The following is a 26,922-nucleotide window of genomic DNA, read 5'->3' as shown; positions in this document are numbered from 1 at the left end:
GCGGCCTCGAAGCGGACGCCGGTCAGAGGTAGTTCTCGGCCTCGTCGCAGATCTTGTCCAGACCCTTGCTGGCCGTCTCGAAGGCGGCCCGGTCGCCGCGCGACGCCGCCGCGATGGCGGTGGTCAGCTTGTCCAGGCAGTTCGCGATGACCTTCTTCTGCCGGGCCTGCTCGTCCCGGTCGTTCTTGGTGCCGGTCAGGTCCTGCTGGGTGTCCGACAGCCGCTCCTGGACCGTCTTCAGCTCACCCTTGAGCTTCTCGATCTCCTGCTGGTTCGTCGAGATGGTGCTGTCGCGCTGGCTGACCGTCTGCCGCGACTCGTCCAGGTCGCCGTTCGTCGAGACGTACAGGAACGTCATGACGCCGCCGAAGACGAACAGCAACGCGGCGACGAGGCCGAGCACCAGCGGCGCCCACCTCCGGCCGCCGCCCGCGGCCGGCGCGGGGCCCGCCGGGCCGTAGGGGCCGGGCGGCCCGGACATCGGCGGCGGCGCGAAGCCGGGGCCGGAGACCGGCGGGGCCGACGCGGGCGGGACCGACATCGGCTGCGCGTAGCCCGGCCCGGAGACCGGCGGCGCCGACATCGGCTGGGCCGGTGGCGGGGCGTATCCCGGCTGGGCCGGTGGCGGGGCGTATCCCGGCTGTGCCGGCGCTGCGGGCGGGTATCCGCCGTACCCGTGACCGTCCGGCACGCCGGGCTGCTGCACTGTCGGCGCGGGCTGGTTCGGGTCGTACTGCTGGGGCGCGGGCGGGCTGCCGTACGGGCTGCCGTAGACCGTGCCCCCCGGCGCCGGGGGCGGGTTCTCGCCCCCGGCCGGTGGGTAGGACATGTCGTTCCTCCAGATGTTCTGGTCCCCCGCGGGGTGGCCCGGTGGGCCGGGGTCGATGCGGTACGGACGGCCCACACCGGTGTGGGCCTGCGGTCAGCAGAGCCGGAACCGGTCGCAGGCCGTCTTGATCGGCACCGCCAGCCCGATGCCCTCGGCGTTGCGGGCCTTGGCCGTGGCGATGCCCACGACCTCCTTCGAGCCGTTGATCACCGGGCCGCCGGAGTTACCCGGGTTGATCGGCGCGTCGAACTGGATCACCGGCCCGCCGCCGCGCTCGTCGTCGCGGAACGCGCTGACCACGCCGGTGGTGACGCTGTCCTGCAACCCGAGTGGCGCGCCGACCACGATGATCTGCTGGCCGGACCGGACCGGGGCGCGGGCCGCGACCAGCCCGGTGAACTTGGCGGTGGCCTGCAACTGCGCCAGGTCCTTCTCCTTGTCGGTGGCGATGATCGTCGCCTCGAACCGCTGGTCCTTGCGCTCCAGGAACACCTTGCGCTCACCGGCGTTGAAGACCGCCTCGACCACGTGGAAGTTGGTGAGCAGCGTGGTACCGCCACCGGACGGCGCCTTGCCGACGGCGAACGCCGTACCGGTGAACTGCCCGGCCCGCACCCGGAACACGCTCGGCAGCACCGCGCTGGCCACCGCCTCCGGGTTGAACGCCGCGTCGGCCTGCTTCTCCAGGCTGCCGGCGCGCTGCTCCAGGCCGTCGAGCCGGCCGGCGTCGGAGTCCTGCCCCTCGGCCATCCGCTTGTCGGCGGCGGCGAGCCGGTCGTCGAGCCGGTAGATCTGGTACGCCTGCACGCCGGTGACCACGATCAGCACGGCGACCAGGGCCAGCGCCACCACCGCCACCCGGCTGCGCCGGGACGGCCGGCCGGCGGCGGGTGCGCCGACGGGGGCCGGCTGACCGGGGTACGCGGAGCCGGGCTGCCCCGGCTGGGACGGGGCGGACACCTGCTGGCCCGGGTAGGCGGGCGCGGACACCGGCCCGCCCGGGTAGCTGGGCGCGGACACCGGCTGGCCGGGATACGCCGGGCCGCTGCCGGGCGGGCTCGGGTAGGCCGGTGCGGCGGACCGCGAGGTCTGCGCCGGCACGGCGCCGAAGGACGACAGCTGGCCCGGCGTGGCGCCGTGGGAGGGCTGAGCCGGTGTCGTGCCGTAGGACGGCTGGCCCGGCGTGGAGCCGTAGGACGGCTGGCCCGGCGTGGAGCCGTAGGACGGCTGGCCCGGCGTGGAGCCGTAGGACGGCTGAGCCGGCGTGCTGCCGTAGGACGGCTGGGCCGGCTGGGCCGTGGCGGGCGGGGTCGCGACGCCGGACGAGGACGCGTAGGCGCTGGTCCGCGGCGTGCCGGCCGGGTCCGGGTCACCCGGGTAGCCGGCGGGCGACGGGACGGCGGCCCGGGCCGACTGCGCCGGGTAGCCGGAGGCCCCGCCCCACTCGGGCGCTCCGCCGAACGATCCGGGCACCGGCGCCGGAGCGGCGGGCGGGGCGAAGCGCGGCGGCAGCGGTCCCGGCCGGTCGGCTGCCGTGTCGCCGCCGCCCTGCCCCGGCACGTCGTCGCCGGTTCCGTACCCGCCTGTCATGCTCGCCCGTCCTCCCCGTCGGCTTCGCCGACGCCCCCCGACCGCTGTGGTCCGGCCCGTACGCCGTTCGCGGCTCGATGGACCGTACCGGCGGGATCGGGCTTTGTCTTCCCTCTTGTCCGACCCTCTCACGGCTCCGCAACCCGTGCTTTCCGGTCACCTGCCGGCCATCGCGCCGACACGCGCCCGACCGGCTGCGCACACCGGATCGTCCGGCCTACTAGGGTTGTCAGGTGACCGACGAACCACCCCTGCGCCGTCGGGCCGCCGAAAGCCGTACCGGGGAGGCATCCGCCCAGCCGACGCCGGCCCTGCCGGAGCCGGCGGACGCGGGGACCGAGACCGATCCGGACGCGGCCGTCCCCCTGACCGCGCCGCGCGACGGCACGCCCGCCCCGGTGGCCACACCCGCCGAGTTGGACGAGGTCGTGGCCCGCTTCGCGGCCGGCACCGGCCCGGTGGCCCTGGACGCCGAACGCGCCTCCGGCTACCGCTACAGCCAGCGCGCCTACCTGGTGCAGTTGCGCCGGGCCGGCGCCGGCACCGCGCTCATCGACCCGCTGCCGCTGCCCGACCTGTCCGCCCTGGACGCGGCGATCGCCGACACCGAGTGGGTGCTGCACGCCGCCAGCCAGGACCTCGCCTGCCTGGCCGAGGTGGGGCTGCGCCCGCGGCGGTTGTTCGACACCGAACTGGCCGCCCGGCTGGCCGGGTTCGAGCGGGTCGGCCTGGCCGCGCTGACCGAACAGCTACTCGGGTACAGCCTGGAGAAGCACCACTCCGCCGCCGACTGGTCCAGCCGGCCGCTGCCGGAGTCCTGGCTGACGTACGCGGCGCTCGACGTCGAACTGCTCGTGGACCTGCGCGACGCGCTGGACGACGAGTTGCGGCGGCAGGGCAAGTCCGGCTGGGCGGCAGAGGAGTTCGACGCGCTGGTGCGGGGCGGCGCCCGCCCGCCGAAGGTGCGCGCCGAGCCGTGGCGGCGCACGTCCGGCATCCACCGGGTACGCGGCGCCCGCGCCCAGGCCCGGGTGCGCTCCCTCTGGTACGCGCGGGACCAGATCGCCTCCCGCCGGGACGCCGCGCCGGGCCGGGTGCTGCCCGACTCGGCCATCGTGGCCGCCGCCGAACTCGACCCGAAAGACGAGAAGACGCTGCTCACGCTCCCCGGTTTCGGTGGGCGTTCGGTGCGCCGGCTGGCGCGTACCTGGCTGGCGGCGCTCGACGACGCACGCCAGTTGCCGGACGACGCGCTGCCGGTGAGCCCGGCCGTGGAGGGGCCGCCCCCGCCGCACCGGTGGGCCGAACGCGACCCGGTGGCCGCCGGTCGGCTCGCCCGCGCCCGGGAGGTGGTGGTCGGCACCGCCGGGGCGCACCGGCTGCCGGCGGAGAACCTGATCGCGCCGGACTCGATCCGCCGGCTGGCCTGGCAGCCACCGGCTGAGGTCAGCGACGGGACGGTTGCGGACGCGCTACGCGGGTACGGAGCCCGCGAGTGGCAGATCGGGCTGCTCCTGCCCGCCCTGACGGAGGCGTTGCGCACCCCGCAGCAGTGACATCGGCGGCGGCGGTGTGAGGTGGGCCACGCGGGGGGTGGTGCCACGTCTGGTTACTGACGAGTAGCATCCGGGGAAATGCCCGTGCCGAGGGAGGCTCCAAGTGCCCCGTGAAGTTCGGGATGTCGTCTTCGTCGACGGCGTCCGTACCCCGTTCGGCAAGGCGGGTGGGATGTACGCCAACACCCGCGCCGACGATCTGGTGATCCGCTGCATCCGCGAGCTGATGCGCCGCAACCCGCAACTGCCGCCGGAGAAGGTGGAGGAGGTGGCCATCGCCGCCACCACCCAGATCGGTGACCAGGGCCTGACCATCGGCCGTACCGCCGCCCTGCTGGCCGGCCTGCCCAAGACCGTGCCCGGCTTCGCCATCGACCGGATGTGCGCCGGCGCGATGACCGCCGTCACCACAGTGGCCAGCGGCATCGCCATGGGCGCGTACGACGTGGCCATCGCCGGCGGCGTCGAGCACATGGGCCGCCACCCGATGGGCGAGGGCGTCGACCCCAACCCGCGCATCGTCGCGGAGAAGCTGGTCGACCCGTCCGCCCTGGTGATGGGCTCCACCGCGGAGAACCTGCACGACCGCGTCCCGCACATCACCAAGGAGCGCACCGACGCGTTCGCGCTGGCGTCGCAGCAGAAGACCGCCAAGGCGTACGCCAACGGCAAGCTCCAGGGCGACCTGGTGCCGGTGGCGACCCGCGACCCGGAGACGGGCTGGGGCCTGGCCGCCGTGGACGAGGCGCCCCGCGACACCTCGATGGAGAAGCTGGCCGGGCTGAAGACCCCGTTCCGGCCGCACGGCAAGGTCACCGCCGGTAACGCGGCCGGCCTGAACGACGGCGCCACCGCCGCGCTGCTGGTCGCCGAGGAGACCGCCCGCGAGCTGGGCCTGCCGGTCGGCATGCGCCTGGTGTCGTTCGGCTTCGTCGGCGTCGAGCCCGAGGTGATGGGCGTCGGCCCGATCCCGTCGACCGAGAAGGCGCTGCGCATCGCCGGCCTGAGCATCGACGACATCGGCCTGTTCGAGCTGAACGAGGCGTTCGCGGTGCAGGTGCTCGCCTTCCTCGACCACTTCGGCATCGCCGACGACGACCCGCGGGTCAACGCGTGGGGCGGCGCGATCGCCATCGGTCACCCGCTCGCGTCCTCCGGCGTCCGGCTGATGACCCAGCTCGCCCGCCAGTTCGCCGAGCACCCCGAGGTCCGCTACGGCCTCACCGCCATGTGCATCGGCATCGGCATGGGCGGCACCGTGATCTGGGAGAACCCGCACTGGGAGGGTGGAGATCAGTGAGCGCGAGGAGTGAGCTTGCGAGCCCCGCAGTCGCGAACGAAGGAGTCGCAGTGAGCCTCGCCGCACCGAACGAGGTCGTCACCAAGGCGCTGCTGCGCCAGGTGGCCGTACCCGGGCTGGACCGGCCCGCCGCCCTCATCACGCTGGACAACGGCTTCGACCACACCAAGCCGAACACCTTCGGCCCGGCCGGCCTGACCAGCCTGGACGAGGCGATCACCGCCGCGCTGGCGGCGGAGCCGGCGTTCATCGCGGTCACCGGCAAGCCGTACATCTTCTGCGTGGGCGCGGACATCACCAGCCTGCCCGCGCTGGAGAACCGCGACCAGGCGCTGGAGATCGGCCGGCTGGGCCACCGGGTCTTCGCCCGGCTCAAGGACAGCACCGTCCCCACCTTCGCGTTCGTCAACGGCGCGGCGATGGGCGGCGGCCTGGAGCTGGCGCTGCACTGCCACTACCGGACGCTGTCGGCGGGCGCGGCGGCCCTGGCGCTGCCCGAGGTCTCGCTCGGCCTGATCCCCGGCTGGGGCGGTACGCAGCTGCTGCCGAACCTGATCGGCATCCCGGCCGCGACGCAGGTCATCATCCAGAACCCGCTGATGCAGAACAAGATGCTCAAGCCGAAGCAGGCGGCCGAGATGGGCGTCGCGGACGTGCTGCTGGAGCCGGCCGACTTCCTGGAGCGGTCGCTGGAGTGGGCCGCCGGCGTCGTCCGGGGCGAGGTCACCGTCACCCGGCCCGAGGTCGACAAGGACATGTGGGCGGGCGTGCTCTACTTCGCCCGGCAGACCCTCGACCAGCGGCTGCACGGCGCGGTCCCGTCCGCGTACAAGGCGCTCGACCTGCTGGAGACGGCGAAGGACGCCGATTTCGCCACCGGCACCGCGGCGGAGGACGAGGCCCTCGCGGACCTGGTCTTCTCCGAGGAACTGCGTAGCGGCCTGTACGCCTTCGACCTGGTGCAGCGGCGGGCCAAGCGCCCGGCCGGGGCGCCGGACAAGGGCCTGGCCCGGCCGGTCACCAAGGTGGGCATCGTCGGTGCCGGCCTGATGGCCAGCCAGCTCGCGCTGCTGTTCGCCCGGCGGCTCCAGGTGCCGGTCGTGATGACCGACCTGGATCAGTCCCGCGTGGACAAGGGTGTGGGCTACGTGCACACCCAGATCGAGAAGGCCGTCAGCAAGGGCCGGATGGACAAGGGCACCGCGGCCAAGCTGTACGGCCTGGTCAGCGGCTCGGTCGACAAGTCCGTCTTCGCCGACGCCGACTTCGTCATCGAGGCCGTGTTCGAGGACCTGGGCGTCAAGAAGCAGGTCTGGGCGGAGCTGGAGAAGATCGTCAAGCCGGAGGCGGTGCTCGCCACCAACACCAGCTCGCTGTCCATCACCGAGATGGCCGCCGAGCTGGAGCACCCGGAGCGGGTGGTCGGCTTCCACTTCTTCAACCCGGTCGCGGTGCTGCCGCTGCTGGAGATCGTCCGCGGCGAGCGGACCGACGACGCCACGCTGGCCACCGCGTTCGCTGTCGGCAAGCAGCTCAAGAAGTCGTCGGTGCTGGTCTCCGACGCCCCGGCGTTCGTGGTGAACCGGCTGCTGACCCGCTTCCTCGGCACCGTGTTCGCGGCCGTCGACCAGGGCACCCCGCTGGACGTGGCGAACAGCGCGCTGGACCCGCTGGGCCTGCCGATGCGCCCGCTGGCGCTGCTGCAGCTCGTCGGGCCGGCCGTGGCGTACCACGTCGGCGGCACCCTGCACGAGGCGTTCCCGGACCGCTTCGGCGTCAGCGAGAACCTCAAGCGGATCGCCGACTCGGGCCAGCCGATCGTGGTCGACGACCAGATCAACGACGAGGTGGCGAAGCTGCTCGTGGTCGGCGACCAGCCGCTCACCGCCGAGCAGGTCCGGCAGAACGCGCTGGACGCGCTGGCGCAGGAGATCCGGCTCATGCTCGACGAGGGCGTCGTCGCCGAGGCACAGGACATCGACCTGTGCATGATCCTCGGCGCCGGCTGGCCGTTCCACCTGGGCGGCGTCACGCCGTACCTGGACCGGACCGGCACCTCCGAGCGGGTCACCGGCAAGCGCTTCCTGCCGCGCGGCGTGGCCAGCCTGCGCTGACACAAACACATCGATCGCGGTGGTCGGGCTGTCCGTTCCGGACGGCCCGGCCACCGCGATCGGCGTCTGCGGCCCAGGTCACGGGTAGGTCGCGGTTTGGCGACGCCGCCCTTGGGCGGACAGCGGGCTGTCGGTGGGGCTGGCTACGATCACGCGTCCAGTTTTCTCACAGGAGCTGCCTACATGTCCCAGCCGCCGTCCAGTCCCTACTCCGGCAACTACCCCTCCCCCCAGCAACAACCCGGTGGCTACCAGCCGCCGCAGCAGCCGCAGTACGGCGGCGACTACCCGCAGAACCCGCAGCAGCCGCAGTACGGCAGCCAGCTCGGTGCGCCGGTCCCGCCGAAGAAGAAGTCCGGCGTCGGCAAGATCCTGCTGATCGTCCTCGCGGTGGTCCTGGTGCTCTGCGTCGGCGGCGGTGTCGCCGCCTACTTCGCCACGAAGGACACGGTCGACGAGGTGGTCACCGCCACCAAGACGCGGGTGGTCGAGCCGCAGACGCTCGGCGGCCGGCCGAAGGTCACCGACCCGCAGCTGCAGAGCGCCGCGACGCAGATGAAGGCCTCGCTCAGCAAGGACGTGCCGGACGCGACGAGCACGGCCGGCGCCTTCTACGGCGACCCGGCGAAGAAGGACCTGGTCATGATCGTCGCCGTGTCCGGCGTCATGGCCGACCCGAAGAAGGAGCTGAACGACGCCGTCACGGCGGTCACGCCGGACCTGGGCACCACTGACTTCAAGACGGTCGACGCGGGTCCGCTCGGCGGCGACGCCAAGTGCTCCGACGGCAAGGCCTCGGGTGAGCAGGTGGCCGTCTGCATCTGGGCCGACCGGGGCAGCCTCGGCATGGTCGTCGTCTACTTCAAGTCCGCCGCGGAGCTCCAGAAGGAGTTCGTCACCATGCGGGGCGAGATCGAGAAGCAGGACTGACACCCGTCACGCACCGGGCCCCCGCCGTCACGGCGGGGGCCCGGTGTCGTTTCCGGATCAGGCGGACGCGGCCCGTTCGACCCAGCTCCGGCAGACGCAGAACTCGTTGCCCTCGGGGTCTGCCAGCACCACCCAGCCGCTTCCGTCCGGCCGGCGCCGGTCGGCCACAAGCGTGGCGCCGAGGTCGCGCAGCCGCGCCACCTCCTCGTCCCGGGTGCCCTCGGTCGGGTGCAGGTCGATGTGGAACGCGCCCTTGCCGTGCCGCTCGCCCACCCGGACGAACAGCAGGTCGGGCCCCTGTCCGGCGGGGGCGGCGAGGACCGCCTCCGGGTCGTCCGGGTGGTCGTCGTCGGCGAGCTGCCGGTCGAGCACGCGGGCCCACCAGCCGGCCAGGGTGTACGGATCGTCGGACTCGACGGTCACGCAGTGGATCTGTGCACTCATGGTGCTTCCTCCTGTGGGGAACGCGCCCCGGCGGAGTGGGACGTCAGCGGGGAACGCGGGGCGCGGGACGGTTCACGACGGACATCGACCACACCCCCTTTCCACCTCTCGGGCTGACCGGTTGATCATTCCACCGCCCGCGCCGAGCACACAACCCCGCTCGCGCAAGGAAGGGCCCCTTGTTAACAGCGAGGTGTTAACAAGGGGCCCTTCCTCTACCGCAGGCGTTAATGAGGGGCCCTTCCTTACGGGCCGACGAACACCGCCTTCGCGCGCCAGTCGACGCTGTCGACCGCCGGGCCGCTGCGCACCGTGAACGTCCCCGACGGAGCGCCGTTGGTCCAGTCGGCGGCGGACAGGTCGCCGGTGCTCCGGTTCACCTTGTAGAGCGTGCCGCCGGCCACGAAGACCGCGCCCGTGTCGGCGAACCCGCTCGCCCCGGCCACCGTGAACCGGTCGGCGCCGACCACGCCGCTGTCCGGCGTGAACCAGCGCCAGAACAGGCCGTTCTGCCCGGTCAGCGTGTAGTAGAGCCGCCCGCCGGAGTAGAACATGCCGGTCACGTTCGGGATCTCGGCGTAGAAGCCGGTGGTCGCGCCGACGTACGTCTGCCCGGTCGGCCCGGAGTTGGTGATCACGGTGTCCCAGTACGGGTCGTGGTACGGGTCCACCAGCTCGGGCGTGCCGAACGTGGTGCCGTCGAACGTGCGCCGCCACAGCGCGCCGTCGTTGCCGTAGAACAGCGTCCCGCCGACCCAGAACGCGCTACGCGTGGCCGACCACACGGTCTCGTCCGGGTTCGCCACCGGGCTGGGCGTGCCGACGCCGGTCAGCCCGTCGTACGAGCGGACCTGCACCTCCTCGCCGGTGCCGGAAGGCGGAGGCCCGGTCTTGACGATCTCGACGGCGTCGACGAGCGGGTTCTCCTTGACATGGCGGAACTCGATGTCGACGGTGCCGTCGCTGGTGACGGTGAACTCCCGCATGGTGCCCACGTTGTGCCCGACGCTGGCGGACAGGTCCAGGTCGTCGAGGACGACGGTGCCGTCCAGCGCCACGTCGAAGACGCGGGTGTTCGGGGCGGAGGTGCCGTCGTACCGGTTGGCCAGGTAGAGCCGTACGTGCACCTCGGTGCCGGTGGGCACCGGGAACTGCCAGAGCATCTCCGCGCCGCCGGCCGGGTCGTAGCGCTCGTCGCTGTAGAGCGCGGCCGGGGTGCCGGCCGGCACGGTCGAGTCCAGGCTGCCGACCGTGTTGAAGCTGGAGGTCGAACTGCCGGTGTTGTGGTACGGGCTGGGGCTTGAGCTGGTGTCGGCCGCCCAGTCCGGTCCGCCGTCGGTGGCCGCCACCACCGGGCCACCGGCGTTCACCCGGTACAGCACGTTCGTCGGCTTCGGCAGGCCGGCCTGGTACACGTTGCCGGGCAACGTGGCCGTGGTGGTCGGGTGCGGCGCCTTGCCGCCGGCCAGCGGGAAGAACGCGATCCGCTCCCGGCGGTACTGGAAGTTGCCGATCCAGAGCGTGTCGCCGCCGACCCAGAGCCCGGACTCGGTGACGAGCATCTCGGACGCGCCGATGCCACGCGGGTGCCGGCCCGGGTTCCAGGACAGCGGCAGGCCGTTTACCGGGTCGAGCGCGGCGATGCTGGCCCGGCCGACCGCGCCGGCCCGGGCGTTGTCGGTGCCGGCGGTGTTGTTGAGCCAGCGGAGGTGCCCGCCGACGTAGACGGCCTGCTCGCTGATGCCGACGGACAGGAACGTGTCGCCGCCGCTGTAGTCGACCCAGGTCGGCTGCAGGTTGGCGCCGGTCGCGCCGGCCTCCCAGCGGGCCGCGGTGTCGCAGAGCGTCCCGCCGTACGGGGCGCCGGTGGTGACCACCACGAAGTAGCTGTTGTCCGGGGAGAACGCGACGTCGCGGACGTACGAGTCGAACGACTGCCACTTGCAGCGCGGCGTGTAACGGGCCGTGTTCCAGTCCGCGACGGTGGCGGCGGTGGCACCCAGGTCGATCTTGACGATCTGGTCGTGCAGCACCCCGTCGGCCTTCTTGAAGTTGCCGATGACGACGAGCTGTGTGCCGTCCGGGGAGACGGCGAGCTTCTCCGCGCCCACGCCGGCCTTGGCGCCGCTGACGCCGTCCCAGTTGTGGTTCTCGGTCAACGTCGTGGTGAGGTAGCCGTCGACCGCCCCGGTGGTGGCGTTGAGCGAGGCGAGCCCGCCGCGCGGGTTGGGGTTGCCGGCCGTGGTGAAGATGCCGCCGACCAGAAGCCGGTTGCCGACCAGCGCGATGTCCTTGACCAGCCCGTTGAACGCCGGCGGCGCGAAGCTGGTGACGACCGCCCCGGTGGCGACGTCGAGCAGGGCCACCTTGCGCCGGGTCACGCCGTTGACGGTGTTGAACTTGCCGGCCACGAAGACCGTGCCCGCCGTGGGACCGGCGACGACCGCCGTCACCTCGTTGTCGAGCGTGGGCGCGAACGCGGTGTCCACCTGACCGGTGGCCTTGTCGAAGGCGAGCAGGTAGTCGCGGGGGATGTCGACGTCGGAGTTGCGGTTCTGCACCCGGGTGAAGGAGCCACCCGCGATGATCTTCGTACCGGCGTCGTGGATCGCGTCGACCGAGCCGTCCTGGACGTCGGGCGAGGCGGCGGAGGGGACGGTGTGGACCACTGTGTCGTGGCCGGGCGCGGCGGCGGCCGCGGGCGTGGCCGGAGAGAGACCGGCTACGGTGAGGGCGCCGGCGGTGAGGACCGCGAGGAGACGGCGGCGGCGCGAGGCCGAGTGGTGGGTCACGGGCAGCTCCGGTGGGTGAGCAGGGTGAGGCGTCGCTGCGCTTACTCTCCGTTGATCAGCGGCTCCGCGTCCAGCGCGGGCGGCGCATTCTGCCCGACCACCGCGCCGCCGGAGCCGACCACCGTCCGGTCCGGCCAGGACAGCCGAGGCCGTCCGCACGAAAAGGTGAGGTGGCCTCACCGGCCGGGCGGGCCGGATCGGCGGTCAGGTGGCCGCCGCCGGGTCGGCCGACGGAAGCGTGACTGTCACCTCCAGGCCGCCGCCGGGCTGGGCGACCGCCTTGACCGTGCCGCCGTGCGCGTCGCTGACCGCCCGGACGATCGACAGGCCGAGACCGGAGCCGCGCGCGCCGGTGCGTTCCTGGCCGCCGCGCCGGAACGGCTCGAACAGCCCGGGTACGTCGGCCGGGGCGACCTCGAAGCCGGTGTTGCCCACCACCAGCCAGGACCGTTCCCCGTCGGTGCCGGTGCGGATCCAGATCCGGCCGTGCAGGTGGTTGTAGCGGACCGCGTTCTCCACCAGGTTGCCGGCGAGCCGGTCGAGCAGGCCGGGATCGCCGACCACCGGTGCCGGGCGCAGCGAGGTGTGCACCTTCAGGCCGATGCGCTCGACCTCCCGGGAGACGGCGGACAGCGCGTTGGCGGTGCCGATGGCGAGGTCCGACTCGGTACGCCGGGCCAGCCGCCGCCCGGTCTGCGCCTCGCTGCGCGCCAGCACGAGCAGCGCGTCGACCAGGCCGTTCGCGCGTTCGGAGGCGTCGCGCACCACGCCCGCCATGCGGCGGTACTCGGCGAGGTCGGCGTCGTCGTCGCTGAGCGTCACGTCGATTTCGGTACGCATCACCGCCAGCGGCGTACGCAGCTCGTGCGAGGCGTTCGCGACGAACCGCTTCTGTGTCTCGAACGCGCCGCTGATCCGGTCGAGCATGGCGTCGAACGTCTCGGCCAGCTCGGCCACCTCGTCGTCGGCGCCGGACCAGCCGATCCGCTCGTCGAGCGTGGCCTCGCCGAGCCGGCGGGCGGTCGCGGTGACCTGGTGCAGCGGGCGCAGCGCCCGGCCGGCCACCAGGTACGCCCCGGCCACCCCGACCATGCTGATCGCGACCAGCGCGAGCAGCCCCTTGACCAGCAGTTCCTGCGACGCTGCGTCGACCAGTTGCCGCTGCCACTGCCCGGCGTCGAGGCTGCGCCCGTCGCTGAGCACCACCGTGGTGCCGGGTAGCAGCTCGTCGGTGGGGCGCAGCGCGTCGCGGACCAGCAGCCAGGCCAGCAACACCAGGATCGCCCCGGCGCCGACCAGCAGCACGCCGTTGAGCAGGGTCAGCCGCAGCCGCAGCGTGGGCCGCACCCGGCGCGCAGTCCGCGTGGTCACTGCTGAACCCCGCCGATGCGGTATCCCGCGCCCACGACTGTGTCGATCAGCGGCGGGTCGCCGAGCTTCTTGCGCAGGGTCATCACCGTCACCCGGACGATCGTGGTGAACGGGTCGGTGTTGGCGTCCCAGACCCGCTCCAGCAGCTCCTCGCTGGACACCACGGCGCCGCGCGCCTTGAGCAGCTCGGCGAGCACGCCGAACTCCTTGTTCGTGAGGTCGAGCGGCACACCGCGCCGGCTCACCGCCCGGCGGGCCGGGTCGAGCACCAGGTCGGCCACCTCCAGCACCGGCGGCGCCGCCGGGGTGGCGCGGCGGCCGAGCGCCTGCACGCGGGCCACCAGCTCGTCGAACGCGAACGGCTTGGCCAGGTAGTCGTCGGCGCCGAGCTGCAACCCCTCCACCCGGTCGGCGACGGTGCCGCTGGCGGTCAGCATCAGCACCCGGGTCAGCGCGCCGGAGGAGGCCAGGTCGGCGCAGATCCGGTCGCCGTGCACGCCGGGCAGGTCGCGGTCCAGGATCACCACGTCGTAGCGGGTGACGAATGCCGCCTCGTGCCCGGCGTCGCCGTCGTAGGCGACGTCCACGGCCATCCCACGCTTGCGCAGCCCGCGCGCGATCGCGTCGGCGAGGTTGCGCTCGTCCTCGACCACCAGTACCCGCATCCCGGCCTCCCACCTCGTGACCCCTGACAACCTAGTGCGGCAGGCAAAACCGGACCGCCGGGGAGCGCGGTAGTCGCCCCGGACCGGCGCGCGCCGCGCTCCACCTGCTGCCACCGGCCCCGGGTGGTGACTGAACGTCACTCCGTCGCGCCCATCGACACGTCACGCACCGTGATGAGTGCTTGTGGGGGCCGGATGGAACGTCGGCGGAAGCAGAGCGCCGTGAGCAGCAGAAACAGCGAGTCGGCCGGCACCACCAGAGACACCCCAGCGCGCCCTTTGCTCTGCAGCCACCGGCGCAACCGTCGCCCACCGTTACCGCCGCGCATAAGGCTGCAGAGCAAAGGGCGCGCGGGTGATGGTGCCGGGGGCGAGCTCCGGCCACGTTGGGTGACGGCGCGGCGCGACGGTCGGCCGCGCCCGGCGGCACGCGCCGCCGTTGCAGAAAACCTTCGGGTACGCGATGCTCGGCGGCGATGATCGACATGCGCAGCAGCCACAGGTCACGTCCACGCCGGGCGGGTTCCCGGTGACCGGCCGCGACGTCGCGTACCACCGGTTCCGCTTCCCGGCGGACCGGGACCGTGGTCACGCGGACGGGCTGCGTGCCGGGCCGGACGGTCTGACGCTCGACGGCGCGGCGGGCCGGGTCACGCACACCGACCCGCACTCCGGGACCACGGCCGAGTACGCCGCCGGCACCTGGACCTCCCCGGTGGCACCCGCCGGTTTCGCCGTCACCGAGCTGGTGCCCTCCTGGACCGCCGACACCCCGCCCGGCTGCTGGCTGCGCGTCGAGCTGCGCGGCTGGGCCGGCGGCACGGCCGCCACCGGCTGGTACGACCTGGGCCACTGGGCCGCCGACGACAGCGCGGTGCACCGCGCCTCCGTACCCGGGCAGGAGGACGACCGGGCACGGGTCGCCGCCGACACGCTGCGGGTGACCGGCACGACGGTGACCGGCTGGCAGGCCCGCGTGACGATGCACCGCCGGCTCGACGCGCCCGCGGGCCCGGTGCTGCGCACGGTGGGCGTGGTCGCCTCGACCGACCCGCCCCGCGGCGCGGAGGCGGCCGGCGGCGGGGCGGACGGCGCGTGGGGACGGGTGCTGGAGGTGCCGCGCTACGCGCAGCGGCTGCACGCCGCCGGAGAGACCCGCTGGGGTGGCGGCGGCGACTCCTGGTGCAGTCCCACCTGCGTGTCGATGGTGCTCGACTACTGGGGTGCCGGCCCCACCCCGGACCGGTACGCCTGGGTGGCGCCGCCCGGCCCCCGCCCGCAGGTGGTGCACGCCGCCCGGCACTGCTACGACCACGCCTTCGGCGGGCCGGGCAACTGGCCGTTCAACACGGCGTACGCGGCCACGCACGGGGTGGACGCCTTCGTCACCCGGCTGCGCTCGCTGGCCGAGGCGGAACGGTTCGTGGCCGCCGGCATCCCGCTGATCGTCTCGGCCGCGTTCACCGCCGGCCAGGTGCCCGGGCTGGACTACGACACCCGGGGACACCTCATGGTGCTGGCCGGCTTCACCGCCGACGGCGACCCGGTGCTCAACGACCCGTACGCGCCGGACGACGAGCGGGTCCGCCGCACCGTGCCGCGCGAACCGTTCGAGAGCGCCTGGCAGGCGGGCAGCGGCGGGGTCGCGTACGTGCTGCGGCCGGAGTCGACGCCGCTGCCGCCGCCACCGGCACAGGCCAACTGGTGATCAGCGGCCGACCGGCCAGATCACCATGCCACCGGTCGGTCGCAGGCACACCAGCGCGGTACCCGTGTCCGCGCACTCGGACCAGGCACCCGGCAGGATCCCCCGGATCCGCACCTGGCCGGCCGCCACGTCCAGCGCGCCGACGAGCGTCCGGTCCTCGGTGAGCGTGCGCAGTCCGATCAGCGGCGCGGACGGCAGGTCGTTGCCGGAGACGCGCCAGCGGCCCAGCCGGGCCAGCACCCGGCCGGTCGACGGGTCCAGCGCCGACAGTTCCAGCTCCTCCCCCACCCCGCGCTCGGCCGCGATCAGCCGGTCGCCGACCGGGCCCAGCCCGAGCCAGCGCTCGTCCGACCAGGCCGGACGGCCGGTGGCCGGGTCGAGTGCCTGCGCACCGCCCACCTGGTTCCGCAGGCACACCATCCCGGCGCATTCGGCGAACCAGAGCCCGGCGCGGGAGCCGACCGGCACGCTCCACCGCTCGTCGAGCCGGTCCAGCCCGTACGCGGTGACCGAGCCCTGGGCGTCCTCGACCAGCAGGAGATCGGCCACCACCTGCGCGTACCGGTAGGCGGCGCGGTCGGCAACGGACGCCACCCGGCCGGTGTGCGCGACCGCGCCGGAGTCCGCGTCGTACACGGTCACCCGGCCCTGCGGGGTGACCAGGACGAGCTGCGTCACCCCGTGGTCGTCGCGGCGGTAACCCACCTCCTGGCCCGGCACGGGCAGCGTCCACCGCACCGCGCCGGAGGCCGGGTCCACGGCCCGCACGGTGCCCGCGCCCGGTGGGCGCGGATTCTCCAGCAGCAGCCCACCGGACGCGGTCCGCACCGGGTAGCCGGGATGCCGCCAGCGCAGTGTGCCGGTGGCCGGGTCGAGCATGGCCGACACCGAGTCGCCGTCCCCGGCCGGGCTGCTCGTCACCAGCAGCCCTCCGCCCACGGCGGTGAGCCCGAGCACGTGGTCCCCGGCGGTCAGCGCGAACCGCCAGACGGGTTCCCCGCTGGACAGCCGGTGCGCGACGACCACCCGTCCACCGGGGCCGATCGCGGCCGGGCCGTCGGCCACCACCACCCGGTCGGGCAGGATCACGAACGCGGCGCCCTGCGGGGCGGGCACCCGGATCGGCTCGGCCCGGCGCGGCGGCCCGGCGGCGGCGGTCACCACCAGCAGCACCAGGAAGCCGAGGAGCGCCACTCGCGCCGTGGGCCCCGGCGGCCGGCGCGGCGGCGCGACGACCGGCTCGTCGGCGGACTCCCCGTGCCGCATCTCCCCCAGATCGATGACGGTCACGACCATCCTCTCCCGCGCGCCGGGCCGCCGCCCGGCCGTGACCGGACATGTGACGAACCGCCTGTACGATGGCGCGTCGTGGCCGTGCCCGTGGTGGACCCCTCGTTGAACCCCTCGTCCGTCGAGACGGACGCCGTCGTGGCCGATCCGCCGCGCCGCGCCCGTCGCCGGCCGGCCCGCGCCGACATACTGGCCATCGGAGCCTATGTGTTGCTCGGTGTCCTCGTCTGCCTCAACTACTGGGGCGACGTCGAGAACCGGGTCTCCTCGCACCTGCCCACCGACCACAGTTGGTTCGAGTGGCTGTTCGCGCACGGCGCGTACTCCGTGCAGCACCTCGAGAACCCGCTGTTCACCACCCGGCAGAACGCGCCGGACGGGGTGAACATGATGGCGAACACCTCGCTGCTCGGGGTGACGTTGCCGCTGGCGCCGCTGACGCTGCTGCTCGGCCCGCAGGTGATGTACGCGCTCTACCTGGGCGCGGCGCTGTCCGCGACCGCCGCCACGTCGTACTGGGTGCTGTCGCGGCACCTGGTCCGCTCCCGGGCCGGGGCGTTCGTCGGCGGCGCGTTCCTCGGTTTCGCGCCGGGCATCGTGCACCACGCCAACGGGCAGCCCAACTTCGTGTCGAACTTCCTGCTGCCGCTGATCGTGGCCCGGGTGCTGCGGCTGGGCGAGCCGGGCCGCTGGCGGCGCAACGGGCTCGCGCTCGGGCTGCTGGTCACGTACCAGATCTTCATCAACGAGGAGATGCTGCTGCTCACCGCGCTGGCCTGCCTGGTCGTGGTGGTGGTGTACGCGGTGCAGCGGCCCCGCGCGGCCCGGGAGCGGGCCGGGTCGTTCCTGGCCGCACTCGGTCTCGGCGGCGGGCTGGCGCTGCTGCTGACGGCCTACCCGATCTGGTTCCAGTTCAACGGCCCGCAGTCCTACCGGGGGTTGCAGGGCGGTGTCTTCCACAACTGGGGCGAGGACCTGGTCGCGTTCGTCACGTTCGCCCGGGACACGATCGCCGGCGACGAGGCGGTGGAGAAGACCATCGGCCTGACCGAGCAGAACACCTGGTTCGGCTGGCCGCTGGTGCTGGTGGCGCTGGCCGCGCTGGTGCTGCTGGTCCGCCGGTCGGTGCCGGCCCGGATCCTGGCCGTGCTGGTGGTGGTGTTCACGATCGCCTCGATCGGCCCGGTCGTACGGTTCAACGGCGCGGAGACCGACATCGACGGGCCGTGGGCGTACGTGCCGGACGACCTGCCGCTGGTCGAGATGATGATGCCTACCCGGTTGAGCCTGGTCGTGGTGGCCGCCGTTGGCGTGCTGCTCGCCCTGGCGTGGGACACGCTGGCCGGGGCCGGCCGCCCGCCGGTGCCCGCCCCCCGCGCCGCCGCCGACGACGCGGCCGACGGCGACGACGGGACGGCCGCGCGCGACAAGCGTCGCCGGGTGCTTCGCCTGGCCGGGCTCGTCGCCATCGCCGCCGCCGTGGTGCCGCTGATCCCGCGTCCGCTGCCGGCGGAGCGGATCGACCCGCCGCCGCACTTCATCACCGCGGGCGGATGGCGGCCGTACGTGCCGGAGGGCCGCACGCTGGTGCCGGTGCCGATCCCCAGCAACGTGCACGGGCTGCACACGCTGCGCTGGAGCGCGCTGACCGGGCACGAGTTCCCGATCCCGGGTGGCTACTTCATCGGCCCGAACGAACGTGGCGAGGGTGTCTTCGGTGCCCCGAACCGCCCCACCAGCACGCTCATCTACTCCACGATGGACGCCAACGAGGTGCCGGAGATCACCGAGGAGAACCGCCGCCAGGCCGTGGACGACCTGCGTTTCTGGCGTGCCTCGGTGGTGGTGCTCGGTGCCGGCCCGCGCGAGGCGGTGCTGCGTGACCTGATGGCCGAGCTGCTCGGCCCGCCGCAGCGGGTCGACGACGTGTGGATCTGGGACGTGCGCGACCGGTGGTGACCCCGCCGGTCAGCCGGCGAGCGGGCGGACGTCCCACAGGTGCCCGCCCGGCACGTCCCGGCCGGGGCCGACCAGCGCGTCAACAGTGGCGCGGACCGGGTCACCGGGTGTCGAGTCGGCCTGCACCAGCGCCGCCGCCCGCCAGTGCCGCAGGTCGTCGACCGCCTGCCGGCGTTCCGCCTCGCCGACCGGCGGCACCCGGCCGGTCTCGGCGGCCCGGCGCAGCAGCAGCGACGTGGGCCGGTCCGGCGCGCCCCAGCGGGCGGCCTCGTCGGTGGCCGAGCGCGGGCCGATGAAATAGCCTCCGGGCGCGTCGAACGCCAGCCCGGTGCGCGCCGACCAGAACATGGCGGGGCTGACCGCCGCACCGGTCACCGGCGGCACCGGCACCAGCGTCCGGCCCGGTGGCACGTACTCCCGCCAGCCGCCGCCGGACACCACAGCCGGGACCGGCGCGACCGGCACCGTGCGGATCGGCGTCGGCGCCAGCGGCAGCAGCGCGGCGGCGACCGCGCCGGCCCACGGCGCCCAGGTGCGCACGCCGCCACCCCGGACCCGGTCCACTGCGAGCGCCAGCAGAACCCCGAGCACCGGTACGCAGACCAGCGCGAACCGCGCCGGCACCACCAGGTCCAGCAGCGGCACCCCGGCGAGCAGGCGGTACGGGCCGGGCAGCCCGGTGTCGTGCCGGTTCACCACCACGCTCGTGCCGAGCGACAGCAGCGCGAACAGCAGGCCGCACACGGCGAGCGCGCGCACCAGCGGCCGTCGCCACAGCCGCACCACCACGAGTACGGCGAGCAGCGGCAGGAACGGCCCGAAGAACGAGTTCTGCTCGGTCGGGTTCGGCGACAGCAGCCCGGCCCGGTGGGCGTCCCCGGCGACCGTCTGCCGGGCGGTGGCGGCGAACGAGACCACGTCCAGCCGGTAGCCCTCGGTGTGGAACGGCATCCCCCGGTAGTGGCCCGGCCCGGCGAACTGGAACCACAGCGGGTACGCCAGCAGCACGCCCGCGACCAGCGCGCCGATGCCCAGCCGGCGGGCCACCACCGGCGCCAGCCGGCGCGCGGCGGCCCGGTCGGCGAGCGCGTACGCCCCGGCGAACACCCCGGCGGCCAGCGCCAGGAAGACCAGCACCTCCTCGCCGAGGAACACCTGGTACGCGACTGCGAGCCCGAGCAGCACGCCGTCGCGCCGGACCCGGCCGGTGGCGGGCCGGAACACCAGCGCGAGGATCACCGGCACCAGGAACTGTGCGGCCATGTGCAGGTGCGCCCCGGCCTGCGCCACCATGCCCGGGGCGAAGCCGCAGAACAGGCCACCCACCGCGGCTGCGGCCCGGGAGCGGACCAGCCGGCGGGCGAGCAGCGCGTACCAGGCGGTGGCGGTGCCGGCGAGGCTGAGCGTCACGGCGACGAGGAAGGCCGCCTGGGAGCCGAAGACGACGGTGACCGGGGTGAGCGGCACGCCCAGCCCGAGCACCGAGGTGTTCGCCATCAGGTTCACGCCGTCCGGGGCGTTCAGCGCGCCGCTGGCGAGCGGGTTCTCGCCGCCGGTGACCGCGCGGGCGGCCCGGGCCAGCATCCACTCGAACAGCATCTGGTCGCCGGCCTGGTGGAACAGCCGTTCCGGCCGGCGCCACTGGCCGGTGGTGAGCAGCACGGCCAGACCGAGATAGCCGGCCACCACCAGCGCGTCGACCGGGCGGGGCCGGCGACGGCGGGGCGCGAGGGCGGGGAACGCCGGTTCGGTCAGGCGGACCGGCTGGTCAGTTTCCGCACGTCCCACAGCCACACGTCCAGCTCCTGCCGGCCGGGGCCGACCAACTGCTCCACGGTCCGGCGCAGCGGCTCGGCGTTCTGCTCGTCGCGCGGCAGCACCACCAGCGCCGCGTTCCAGTGCCGCAGCTCGTCCAGGTAGCGGCGGCGCTGCCGGTCGTCCAGCTTCGGCGTACGGCCGGTGGAGGACACCTCGCGCAGCATCTCGCCGATGCCGCTGGGCCGGCCGCCGAAGCGCCCGGGGTCGCCGGTGACGCCGTTACGCGGCGCGAGGAAATAGCCGCCGGGGATCTTGAAGTCGAGGTTGGTGCTGGCCGCCCAGCGCATCGGGTCGGTGTTGCCCATCGCGGGCACCGGCACGGAGACGAGCGTCTGGTCGGGTCCGACGTACTTACGCCACCTGTCGGCGGTGATGAACTCCGGCACCGGCTCCCGCGTGGTGACCCGCAACGGCATCGGCGCGATCGGCAGCAGCGCCAGGACCAGGCCGGCGACGGTGAGCTTGCGGGCGGTCCGCCGGTCCACGCCGCGCAGCGCCCACAGGCGCCGGACCGCGTACCCGAGCAGGATCGCCACCGTCACGCCGGTGATCAGGCCGAAGCGGGTCGGCACCACGGCGTCGAGCAGCGGCAGCCGCACCAGCAGCTCCCACGGGCCGGTGGCGATCTCCCGGTCCCACCAGGAGATCCGCTCGCCGAGGGAGAGCACGGCGAAGAACAGCCCGGTGGCGGCGAGCGCGCGGACGATCGCGTCCCGCCGCAGCCACACCACGATGCCCACGACGAGCAGCGACAGGCTCCAGCCGAAGAACGCGTTCTCCTCGGAGTAGTTCGGCGCGAGGTTGACGTTCGCGCGTTCGTTGCCGCCGAAGGTGGGCGAGCCGGGCGCGAAGAACGCGGCGATGTCGTTGCCGTAGTCGCGCACCGCGTCGCTGAGCCCGTGGTACGCCATCGGCCCGGCGAACTGCACCCACAGCGGGTACGCCAGCAGCGCCCCGGCCAGCGCCGCGCAGACCGCCAGCCCGGCGCCGAGCGGCCGCCACGCGGCGGCCCACCGCTCGCGCTGCTGCACCACCACGGCGATCAGGAACACGCCCAGGCCCATCGCGGTGAAGAGCAGGATCTCCTCGTTGATGAACGCCTGCACGGTGACCAGCAGCGCCAGCAGCACGCCGTCGCGGACCGGCCGGGCCGAGCGGATCAGCACCAGCACCCGCCACACGATGAACGGCAGCAGGAACTGGCTGATGATGTTCGGGTGCCAGTTGGCGTGCGACAGCATGGCCGGGGAGAACCCGCAGAACCAGGCCGCCACGGCGGCGGCCGGGCGGTGCCGGATCAGGTGCCGGGACAGCACCCGGTACCAGGCGGCGGCGGTGCCGGCCAGGCCGAGCGTGACCAGCGTGACGAAGGAGACCGCCGGTCCGAACAGGAGGGTCACCGGCACCATCGGGATGCCCAGCGCCAGGATGGCGGTGTTCGCCATCAGGTTGACGCCGTCGGGGTAGTTGAACTGCTCGGTGAAGAACGGGAACTCGCCGTGCAGCACCACCCGCACCGAGTGGGCCAGGAAGAACTGCACCTGCGCCGGGTCGCTGCTGTAGAGCGCGGCGACCCGTCCGGCCGGGTCGACCCAGATGCCGCTGGTCACCCAGATCGCGGCGAGCAGGAATCCGCCGTACACGAGGAGGTCGATCCGGCGGCGCGTCCACCGCCACCGGCGCTCGCGCCGCGCGCCCGGCGTGGCCGGCGCCTCGGGCTCGGTCGCCGCCTCCGGCTCGGCCGGCGCGTCGGCGACGGTCACCGGGCGTGCTTCCAAAGTGACGGCACGGTGGCCCGTCGGGGCGGCGGCGTCCGGCGTCGAGGCGCCGCGGGTCTCGGCAGGCGTCACAGTCGGCGGAGTCTACCGGAGCCGGATATTGATACCCGAATCGCCCGTCACGTTCCGCAGTGGCCGATCGGCCGAAAGGGTGAGCCAGGCGCGGCCGGGTGACCGGCCGTCTCGTACCATGTGGGCTTCCGACCGACGACCGGCGAGGGGATCAGGGTGTTTTCAGCCCGCCGAGGCGCTACGACGGGCACCACGCTGGCAGCTCTGCTGCTGGTCACCGCCGGTTGCGGGCCGGTCGCCGAGCGGCGGCCGACGGACCTGCGGGTCGGCTACGACAGCCTGGACGGCACCCTCGCGGTCTGGCCGCCACGCGGCAGCCTGGCCGGCGACGCCGACGCCACCGCCGCGATCACCACAGCGGTACGTGACTGGCGCTCCCCGGTGGACGACCGGGTGCACGTGCCCACCTCCGGCATCCTCTTCTCCGGTCAGGTGGCCGGGTCGGCGCTCGCGCTGGTCGCCGCCGACGTGCCCGGCGAGGCCGCCTCCTGGCTGCTGCAACTCGACCGGGACGGGCAGCGCTGGCGGGTCGCCCACGCCACCGAGTACACCGACCGCGGCTACCTGGTCTACTCCGACGTGCTGCCGGTGCGGGAGCCGTCCGGCCGCCGTTACCTCACCTCGGCCCGCGTCGAGCGCCTGGCCGGCCCGGACGGCAAGGTGCTCGGCAGCACCGACGGCGTCACCGACCCGGTCGCCGTACCGGAGTGCCGGGCCGTCGAGCTGACCGCGACGCTGCGACCCACGACGTCGCTGCCGCGCGGCCTGGCCGCGGACCGCGTCCTCGACCTGGGTACGGCCACCGAAGCGCCCCGCTACCCCCTGGTACGCGACGAGACGGGCGCCGGCAGGCGCGCGCTGACCGGGTTGGACACCTGCGTGCTCGCCGGCGAACGGGGACCGTTCGGCAGCGTGCCGCGGCGCATCGGCGACCGCGACGCGCCCCGATCCGCGCCGGAGTCCTGGCCGATGGCGAAGATCACCACGCGTTCACTCGGCTCGGTGGCTCTCGGTGAGGGCGAGCCGGGCGAGCTGGAGCAGCTCAGCTGGGAGACCTCGGGCGGGACGATGACGGCTGTGGTCTACCGCCCGGCCGACGGCGGCACCCCGGTGGTCTCCCCCGCCGACCGGTCCACCACGCTTCAGGCGTACCACCTGCCGATGCCGGGCCGCCCGCTGGCGGTGCTGTCCTGGCGTACCCGGGACGTCTCGTTCTCCGCTCCGCCCGGCACGACGCGCCTGGTCGACCGTCCCGGCCTGGTGGTCGTCGAGCACACCGACGCCAGGCAGACGTTCAGCCTGGCCGGCACCGAGAAAACCTGGTACCGCTCCCTCCCCACCCCCTGACCCTCTCCCCCGCCCGCTCCGGTGATCAAGGAGTTCGTGTCCCCCGAAGGACTCCTCGAGCACCCAAACTCCTTGGTCAACAGCGCGAGGTCGACCGGTGCGGCGATCTTGCGGTTGCGGCCCTCCCTTATCGGGCGAAGCCGACATCAGGAGGGCCGCAAGTGCAAGATCAACGCAGCGGGGCGGGTCAGCTCTGGGCTCGGGCTCCGTTGGGGGCGGGGTCGACCGGGGCGGCGTCCAGGCCGGAGATCCAGCCGGTGACGTCGCGGGCCACGTCCTGCGCGGTCAGCCGCAGGTCGGCCAGGATCTGCGCGCGGCTGCCGTGCGGGTGCCAGTCGGCCGGTACGCCCAGGTCCTTGACCGGGACCCGGACGTCGGCGTCGCGCATCGCCTGGGCCAGCGCGGAACCGACGCCGCCGATGCGCACGCCGTCCTCCACTGTCACCACGAGCCGGTGCGCGGACGCCAGCTCGACCAGTTCGGCCGGCACCGGGCGCACCCAGCGCGGGTCGACCACGGTCACGCCGTAGCCCTGCTCGGCGACCCGGGCGGCGACCTCCACGCCGAGGCCGGCGAACGAGCCGACCGCTACCAGCAGCACGTCGGTACGCGCCGACTCGGCCAGCACGTCGACCGGGCCGACCCGGCGTACGGCCGGCAGGTCGGCGGCGACGGTGCCGGTCGGGAAGCGCAGGATGGTCGGGCCGTCGTCGACGGCGACCGCCTCGCGCAGCTCCTCGCGCAGCGTGGCCGAGTCGCGGGGCGCGGCGATGCGCAGGCCGGGCACCACGCCGAAGACCGACATGTCCCAGATGCCGTAGTGGCTGGGCCCGTCCGGGCCGGTGATGCCGGCCCGGTCCAGCACGAACGTGACGGGCAGCTTGTGCATGGCCACGTCCAGCAGGACCTGGTCGAAGGCGCGGTTGAGGAACGTGGCGTAGACCGCGACGACCGGGTGCAGCCCGCCCATCGCGAGGCCGGCGGCGGAGGTGGCCGCGTGCTGCTCGGCGATGCCCACGTCGTACACCCGCTCCGGGTACTTGCGGGCGAGCGTGGCGATGCCGGTGGGCTCGGCCATGGCGGCGGTGATGCCGACCACGTCGGGGCGCTCGTCGGCGATCGCGACCAGCTCGTCGGCGAAGACGTTCGTCCACTTCACCGACGGCACGGCGAGCAGCTTGCCGGTCTCGGCGTCGAACGCGCCGGGGCCGTGCAGGCAGTCGGCCTCGTCATCCTCGGCCGGGCGGTAGCCGTAGCCCTTGCGGGTGACCGCGTGCACGATCACCGGGCCGCCGAAGTTCTTCGCGGCGCGCAGCGCGGCCTCGACGGCCGGCACGTCGTGGCCGTCGACCGGGCCGACGTACTTGATGCCGAGGTCCTCGAACATGGCCTGCGGGGCGACCGCGTCCTTGATGCCCTTCTTGACCGCGTGCAGCACCTCGTACATCGGCTTGCCGACGAACGGGGTGTTGCCCAGCGCGTCCTTGACCGTGTCGAGCACCTTCTCGTAGCCGGGGTTGAGCCGCAGCGACGACAGATGGTCGGCGAGGCCGCCGATGGTCGGCGAGTAGGACCGGCCGTTGTCGTTTACGACGATCACCAGCGGGTTGCCGGCGGTGGCGATGTTGTTCAGCGCCTCCCAGCACATGCCGCCGGTGAGTGCGCCGTCGCCGACCACGGCGACCACCGAGCGCTTCTCGCCGCGCAGCGCGTACGCCTTGGCCAGCCCGTCGGCGTACGACAGGGCGGTGGAGGCGTGCGAGTTCTCGATCAGGTCGTGCTCGCTCTCCGCCTGGCTGGGGTAGCCGGAGAGGCCACCGCGCTGGCGGAGCTTGTCGAAGCCCTCCTGCCGGCCGGTGAGGATCTTGTGCACGTAGGCCTGGTGGCCGGTGTCGAAGAGGAGCCGGTCGCGCGGGGAGTCGAAGACCCGGTGCATCGCCAGGGTCAGCTCGACCACACCGAGGTTGGGGCCGACGTGGCCGCCGGTGCGGGAGACCTTGGCGATCAGGAAGTCACGGATCTCGGCGGCGAGGATGTCCAGCTGCTCGGCGGTCATCCGCTTCACGTCCTGCGGGCCGTGGACGGTGCCCAGCAGCCGACCGTGGTTGGCCGTGCCCTCTTCAACACTCATGACCGGAGAGTCTATCGGCCGCTGAACAGTCCGCAGCTCGGCCGTGCATCGACCCAGGTCAGGCGTCCACCACCAGCCGCCGGGGCGCGGGTGGGCGCGGCGCGGCGGCGGACGGGCCCGCAGGGGTCCAGGAGCCCAGCACGGCGGCCCGCGACGCCCCGGTCACCGAGGGCACCGCGCCGGGTAGCCCGTGCCAGGACAGCCAGCCCAGCAGCGCGAACGCGTACGCCTCCTTGGCCTGCGCCGGCACGCCCAGCTCGTCGGTGGTGCGCAGCCGCCAGCGCCCCGCGCCCAGCGCGGCCAGCCGCGCCCGGAGTGTGGGATTACGCACTCCCCCGCCGGCAGCCACCACCTCGGTGACGCGGTGCCTGTCGCAGGCGTCGGCCACCGTCCGGGCGGTCAGTTCGGTGAGCGTGGCCAGCACGTCGTCGGCACCGACCGGCTCACCGAGCGCGGCCAGGGCGGTGTCCAGGTAGCCGCCGTGGAACAGCTCCTTGCCCGTCGACTTGGGCGGCGGCGCGGCGTAGTACGGCTCGGCGAGCAGCCGGCTCAGCAGCGCCTCGTGCACCCGACCGGCCGCGGCGCGGGCACCGTCGACGTCGCAGGGCCGGTCCAGGAAGCGCCGGGCGGCGGCGTCTAGCAGCGCGTTGGCCGGGCCCACGTCGTACCCGAGGACGGGTGCCCCGGGCGCGACCACAGTGAGGTTCGCGATGCCCCCGAGGTTCAACGCGGCCCTGGCACCGGCCTCCGGGTCGAGCAGCAGCGCGTCGAACGCCGGGACCAGCGGCGCGCCCTGGCCGCCCGCCGCGACGTCCGCCGAGCGCAGGTCGTGCAGCACCGGTACGCCCACCCGGGCGGCCACCCGGGCCGGCGCGCCGAGCTGGAGCGTGCCGCGCACCCGGCCGTCCTCGACCCAGTGGAAGACCGTCTGCCCGGGCGACACGACCGCGTCGGCCGCTCCCCCGGCCAGCTCGACGCCGAGGGCCGCCGCGTCCGCGAACACCTCGCCGAGCCGGTTGTCCAGCCGGCAGACCGCCTCGATGGTGGTGGCCGCCGGGGGCAGCAGCGCGCCGATCTCGGCCCGCAGGTCGTCCGGGTACGCCAGCTCCCGGTGCCCGAGCGGCCGCAGCCGCAGCGTGTCGCCGTCGGCGGTGAACTCGGCCGCGGCCACGTCCACGCCGTCGTAGGACGTGCCCGACATCAGCCCGACGATCTTCATCGGGTCAGG

18 protein-coding genes are annotated in these 26,922 nt (G+C 73.9%); 7 read left to right on the top strand and 11 right to left on the bottom strand.

Annotation, left to right across the window (positions count from 1 at the left end; all coding sequences use genetic code 11):
• Nucleotides 1-22 precede the first annotated feature (22 nt).
• A complete protein-coding gene (locus AB0D28_RS06055) occupies nucleotides 23-829 on the bottom strand; it encodes a hypothetical protein (RefSeq protein WP_357382698.1) in 807 nt (268 codons plus the stop codon).
• A gap of 93 nt (nucleotides 830-922) precedes the next feature.
• The gene (locus tag AB0D28_RS06050) at nucleotides 923-1,948 is read right to left on the bottom strand and encodes a trypsin-like peptidase domain-containing protein (protein ID WP_357382793.1); all 1,026 of its coding nucleotides are present in this window, start codon (nucleotides 1,946-1,948) and stop codon (nucleotides 923-925) included.
• Nucleotides 1,949-2,652: 704 nt separating this feature from the next.
• Between AB0D28_RS06050 and AB0D28_RS06045 the strand changes: the two genes are divergently transcribed.
• The 4 genes from AB0D28_RS06045 to AB0D28_RS06030 all read left to right on the top strand — a co-directional run bounded on the left by AB0D28_RS06045 (nucleotide 2,653) and on the right by AB0D28_RS06030 (nucleotide 8,319).
• Nucleotides 2,653-3,975 (top strand): ribonuclease D, encoded by a 1,323-nt coding sequence (locus tag AB0D28_RS06045; RefSeq protein ID WP_357382696.1) that lies wholly within the window; start codon nucleotides 2,653-2,655, stop codon nucleotides 3,973-3,975.
• Nucleotides 3,976-4,078: 103 nt separating this feature from the next.
• On the top strand, nucleotides 4,079-5,275 hold the full coding sequence (locus tag AB0D28_RS06040) for a thiolase family protein (protein WP_357382694.1): 1,197 nt from the start codon (nucleotides 4,079-4,081) through the stop codon (nucleotides 5,273-5,275).
• Between the two features lie 50 nt (nucleotides 5,276-5,325).
• Nucleotides 5,326-7,389, top strand: a complete 2,064-nt coding sequence (locus AB0D28_RS06035) for a 3-hydroxyacyl-CoA dehydrogenase NAD-binding domain-containing protein (RefSeq protein WP_357382692.1) — start codon at nucleotides 5,326-5,328, stop codon at nucleotides 7,387-7,389.
• Nucleotides 7,390-7,572: 183 nt separating this feature from the next.
• A complete protein-coding gene (locus AB0D28_RS06030) occupies nucleotides 7,573-8,319 on the top strand; it encodes a hypothetical protein (RefSeq protein WP_357382690.1) in 747 nt (248 codons plus the stop codon).
• Nucleotides 8,320-8,376: 57 nt separating this feature from the next.
• On the opposite strand, the gene AB0D28_RS06025 is transcribed toward AB0D28_RS06030, so the two are convergent.
• The 4 genes from AB0D28_RS06025 to AB0D28_RS06010 all read right to left on the bottom strand — a co-directional run bounded on the left by AB0D28_RS06025 (nucleotide 8,377) and on the right by AB0D28_RS06010 (nucleotide 13,591).
• Nucleotides 8,377-8,763: a VOC family protein gene (locus AB0D28_RS06025; protein WP_357382688.1), complete on the bottom strand. Its 387-nt coding sequence runs from the start codon at nucleotides 8,761-8,763 to the stop codon at nucleotides 8,377-8,379.
• A 245-nt stretch (nucleotides 8,764-9,008) separates the two neighbouring features.
• On the bottom strand, nucleotides 9,009-11,555 hold the full coding sequence (locus AB0D28_RS06020) for a malectin domain-containing carbohydrate-binding protein (RefSeq protein WP_357382686.1): 2,547 nt from the start codon (nucleotides 11,553-11,555) through the stop codon (nucleotides 9,009-9,011).
• Between the two features lie 204 nt (nucleotides 11,556-11,759).
• On the bottom strand, nucleotides 11,760-12,902 hold the full coding sequence (locus AB0D28_RS06015; RefSeq protein WP_357382791.1) for a HAMP domain-containing sensor histidine kinase: 1,143 nt from the start codon (nucleotides 12,900-12,902) through the stop codon (nucleotides 11,760-11,762).
• Nucleotides 12,903-12,922: 20 nt separating this feature from the next.
• Nucleotides 12,923-13,591 carry a response regulator transcription factor gene (locus AB0D28_RS06010; protein ID WP_357382684.1) on the bottom strand — a complete coding sequence of 223 codons (669 nt, stop codon included), beginning with the start codon at nucleotides 13,589-13,591 and terminating at the stop codon, nucleotides 12,923-12,925.
• Nucleotides 13,592-14,030: 439 nt separating this feature from the next.
• Here AB0D28_RS06010 and AB0D28_RS06005 point away from each other — a divergent pair, with 439 nt between their 5' ends.
• Nucleotides 14,031-15,299 carry a peptidase C39 family protein gene (locus AB0D28_RS06005; RefSeq protein WP_357382682.1) on the top strand — a complete coding sequence of 423 codons (1,269 nt, stop codon included), beginning with the start codon at nucleotides 14,031-14,033 and terminating at the stop codon, nucleotides 15,297-15,299.
• Here AB0D28_RS06005 and AB0D28_RS06000 read toward each other — a convergent pair whose 3' ends face one another.
• Nucleotides 15,300-16,595, bottom strand: coding sequence for a PQQ-binding-like beta-propeller repeat protein (locus AB0D28_RS06000; protein ID WP_357382680.1), 1,296 nt, complete (start codon nucleotides 16,593-16,595; stop codon nucleotides 15,300-15,302). It lies immediately after the preceding gene.
• Between the two features lie 99 nt (nucleotides 16,596-16,694).
• Between AB0D28_RS06000 and AB0D28_RS05995 the strand changes: the two genes are divergently transcribed.
• Complete coding sequence (locus tag AB0D28_RS05995) at nucleotides 16,695-18,548, top strand: hypothetical protein (protein ID WP_357382789.1); 1,854 nt, start codon at nucleotides 16,695-16,697, stop codon at nucleotides 18,546-18,548.
• 9 nt (nucleotides 18,549-18,557) lie between these two features.
• Here the strand turns inward: AB0D28_RS05995 and AB0D28_RS05990 are convergent, their stop codons facing one another.
• Nucleotides 18,558-20,342: a hypothetical protein gene (locus AB0D28_RS05990; RefSeq protein WP_357382678.1), complete on the bottom strand. Its 1,785-nt coding sequence runs from the start codon at nucleotides 20,340-20,342 to the stop codon at nucleotides 18,558-18,560.
• Complete coding sequence (locus tag AB0D28_RS05985) at nucleotides 20,300-22,216, bottom strand: hypothetical protein (RefSeq protein WP_357382676.1); 1,917 nt, start codon at nucleotides 22,214-22,216, stop codon at nucleotides 20,300-20,302. The genes AB0D28_RS05990 and AB0D28_RS05985 overlap by 43 nt, the downstream gene beginning before the upstream one ends.
• Nucleotides 22,217-22,372: 156 nt before the next feature.
• Between AB0D28_RS05985 and AB0D28_RS05980 the strand changes: the two genes are divergently transcribed.
• On the top strand, nucleotides 22,373-23,563 hold the full coding sequence (locus AB0D28_RS05980) for a hypothetical protein (RefSeq protein WP_357382674.1): 1,191 nt from the start codon (nucleotides 22,373-22,375) through the stop codon (nucleotides 23,561-23,563).
• 187 nt (nucleotides 23,564-23,750) lie between these two features.
• Here the strand turns inward: AB0D28_RS05980 and dxs are convergent, their stop codons facing one another.
• Both dxs and AB0D28_RS05970 read right to left on the bottom strand, forming a co-directional pair.
• Entirely contained in the window at nucleotides 23,751-25,694 is a 1,944-nt protein-coding gene (dxs, locus tag AB0D28_RS05975) for a 1-deoxy-D-xylulose-5-phosphate synthase (RefSeq protein ID WP_357382672.1), read from the bottom strand.
• Between the two features lie 58 nt (nucleotides 25,695-25,752).
• A complete protein-coding gene (locus tag AB0D28_RS05970) occupies nucleotides 25,753-26,913 on the bottom strand; it encodes an anhydro-N-acetylmuramic acid kinase (RefSeq protein WP_357382670.1) in 1,161 nt (386 codons plus the stop codon).
• Between the last annotated feature and the right edge of the window lie 9 nt (nucleotides 26,914-26,922).

It is taken from the genome of Micromonospora sp. NPDC048169, assembly GCF_040652815.1.
Classification (GTDB): domain Bacteria; phylum Actinomycetota; class Actinomycetes; order Mycobacteriales; family Micromonosporaceae; genus Micromonospora.
Note: the sequence above shows the minus strand (reverse complement) of the source record. Positions and strands in the feature narration are given on the sequence as shown.